Origin of the sequence: Mycobacterium sp. (assembly GCF_049281135.1) — a bacterium.
Taxonomy (GTDB): domain Bacteria; phylum Actinomycetota; class Actinomycetes; order Mycobacteriales; family Mycobacteriaceae; genus Mycobacterium.
The window spans coordinates 1-2,877 of sequence record NZ_JBAPRN010000241.1 but is presented as its reverse complement, the minus strand read 5'-3'; the positions used below and the strand labels follow the sequence as shown (position 1 = coordinate 2,877).

The 2,877-nt window shown below is 66.0% G+C and carries 3 protein-coding genes; all 3 read right to left on the bottom strand.

The genetic code is table 11. From position 1 onward, the window contains the following. On the bottom strand, window positions 1-620 hold a 620-nt coding region (locus tag WAN02_RS09690), incomplete at its 3' end, for an enoyl-CoA hydratase (RefSeq protein ID WP_422263936.1). Further along, a complete protein-coding gene (nuoN, locus tag WAN02_RS09685; protein WP_422263935.1) occupies window positions 617-2,221 on the bottom strand; it encodes an NADH-quinone oxidoreductase subunit NuoN in 1,605 nt (534 codons plus the stop codon). The genes nuoN and WAN02_RS09690, both read right to left, overlap by 4 nt. Beyond that, window positions 2,218-2,877: proton-conducting transporter membrane subunit (locus tag WAN02_RS09680; protein ID WP_422263934.1), on the bottom strand; the 660-nt coding region annotated here is incomplete at its 5' end. The genes WAN02_RS09680 and nuoN, both read right to left, overlap by 4 nt.

Genomic DNA, 2,877 nt, shown 5'->3' with positions numbered 1-2,877 from the left:
AGGCCAGCCATGATTGGAGCAGGTACTTCCGCGATCTGGCCGGCCAGCTCAACGGTGCGGGGCAGCAGCTGATCGTGCGGCACGACCTCGGTGACCAGCCCGATCCGCTCGGCACGTGCGGCGTCGACCACCTCGCCGGTCATCGACAGCCGGCGGGCCATCGCGGCGCCGACTACATGCGGAAGCCGCGCCGTCATCCCGCCGCCAGGCAGGATTCCTACGCGGGCATGGGTGTCGGCGAAGATCGCGCGCTCGGAGGCGATGAGAAAATCGCAGCCCAACGCCATCTCGAGCCCGCCGGTGAACACCGCGCCGTTGATGGCGGCGATGATCGGCGTGCGCATCTCGCCGGTTTGGCGAATACAGCTCTGGTTCTGAAACTGCTCGAAGTAAACCGAGCCGAGCCGCTGGGCCTCTTTGAGGTCGACGCCGGCGCAAAATGCCGGGTCGGCACCGGTGAGTACCACCGCCCGCACCGACGTGTCGTCGTCAGCCTCGCGTAGCGCGGCGTACAGCGTTCCGATCAGCTTCGGGCTCAGTGCGTTTCGTGCTTCGGGACGGTTCATGGTCAACACCCGAACCGGTCCGTTGTCGTCGCTGAGAACCAGCGCCGGTGTCATGTCAGGAACTGCGCGGCCTGCCGGACGAGATCGAGCAGAGGCTGCGGGAAGATACCCAAGCCGACGGTGATCAACGCGCACACCGCGATGGCGGTCTTACTCCAGAAGCTGGGCATGACGACGTGTACCGGCTCGGCGTGCGGCTCGGTGAAGAACATCAGCACGATCACCCGCACATAGAAGTAGGCGGCCACCGCGCTGCCGATCACACCGATGATGACCAACGGCACCGCGCCGCCTTTGGCCGCTGCCTGGAACACCGCGAACTTGCTGATGAACCCGCTGGTCAGCGGAATCCCGGCGAAGGCCAGCAGAAACATCGAAAAGAGCAGGCCAACAACGGGATAGCGCTGCCCGAGCCCGGCCCAGTGCGACAAGGTGGCGTCTTCTTCGCCGTGCGAGTTGCGGATCAGACCCACGACCGCGAACGCGCCGACCGTGCTGAAGCTGTAGGCGACAAGATAGAACATCGTCGCCGCGAGGCCCGCCGTGTTGTCGGCGATCACACCGGTGAGGATGAAACCCACGTGCGCGATCGACGAGTACGCCAACATCCGCTTGACGTCGGTCTGGGTCACCGCGGTGATTGTGCCGACAGCGATGGTCAGTATCGCGATGGCCCACAGCACCGGCCGCCACTGGTCATGCAACGGCGGCAGCGCGACGTAGACGACCCGCAGCAGCGCGCCGAACGCCGCGACTTTGGTCGCCGCCGCCATGAACCCGGTGATCGGGGTGGGCGCGCCCTGGTAGACGTCGGGAATCCACGAATGGAAGGGCGCTGCACCGACTTTGAACAACAGCCCGACCGATAGCAGTGCAACACCGATCAGCGCCATCGAGTGGCTGTTGCTGGCCGCCAGCGATGTGGCGATGCCCGGTAGCGACAGCGTGTTGGTGGCGCCGTAGAGGAACGCGGCGCCGTACAGGAAGAACGCTGAAGAAAACGCGCCAAGCAGGAAGTACTTCACGGCGGCTTCCTGGGACAGCAACCGCCGGTGGCGGGCAAGCCCGCACAACAGGTACAGCGGCAGCGACAGCACTTCGAGCGCCACGAACATGGTCAGCAGGTCGTTGGCTGCCGGGAACACCAGCATGCCGCCGACCGCCAGCATGGTCAGCGGGAACAACTCGGTCTGGCTTGCCCCGGCCCGCTCCGCCTCATGCTCGGCCGCACTGCCCGGCACCGCAGACGCCTGCGGCGTAAAGGCTTCCAATCCGGCGGGGGCGTGGACGGTGGCGGTGGCGGCGCCCGGACCGGCGGCCGGATTGTCGCCGCTGTGCCGCTCGGCGAAAAAGATCACGGCGAGCACGGCGACCAACAGGATGGCACCCTGCAGCAGCAGCGTCGGACCGTCGACAGCCAGCGCATGCAGGACCGCGTAGCGGCCCGGCGGGTCGAGCTGCCTGGCGACGATGACGTCGGCGACGGCCGCGGCGATCAAACCGCCGATCGCCAGCACGACCTGGACGCCATAGCGCGCTCGGCGGGGCAGGAACGCTTCGACGAGCACGCCGGCCACCGCAACACCGAAGACGATGAATATCGGTGAGAGCAGCCCATATTCGACGCTGGGCGTCGGTACAGATAGAGACGTCATCGGCGCGGTCCTTCCGCCATTCCGGGTAGGTGCGCAGTGCCTGGCCGCACGATCGGTGGGGGGTCCTGCTGACCGATGGTCGCCATGGTGTTCCCCACTGCGGGGTTGATGATGTCGAGCACGGGCTTCGGGTAGATCCCCAGCACCAGCAGCAGCGCGATCAGCGGTGCGACAACCAGGATTTCGCGCGGCACGAGGTCACGGATCCGTTCGTTGCCCTCGGTGACGGGGCCGGTCATCACCCGTTGGTACAGCCACAAAATGTAGATCGAGGAGAGGATCAGCGCGATCACACCGATTGCCGCGGACAGCCAGTAGCGGTTGTATGCGCCTAGCAACACCAGGAATTCGCTGACAAACGGGGCCAGCCCGGGCAGGGACACGGTGGCCAGGCCCGCGATCAGGAATGTGCCGGCCAGCACCGGGGCCACCTTCTGGATACCGCCGTAGGCGGCGATCGACCGGGTGCCGCGCCGCGAGACCAGGAATCCCGCGATCAGGAACACCGCGGCGGTGGAGATGCCGTGGTTGAGCATGTACAACGTGGATCCGCTCTGGCCCTGCGTCGTCATCACGAAGATGCCCAGGATGATGAAACCGAAGTGCGAGATCGACGTGTAGGCGATCAGCCGCATGATGTCGGTCTGCCCGATCGC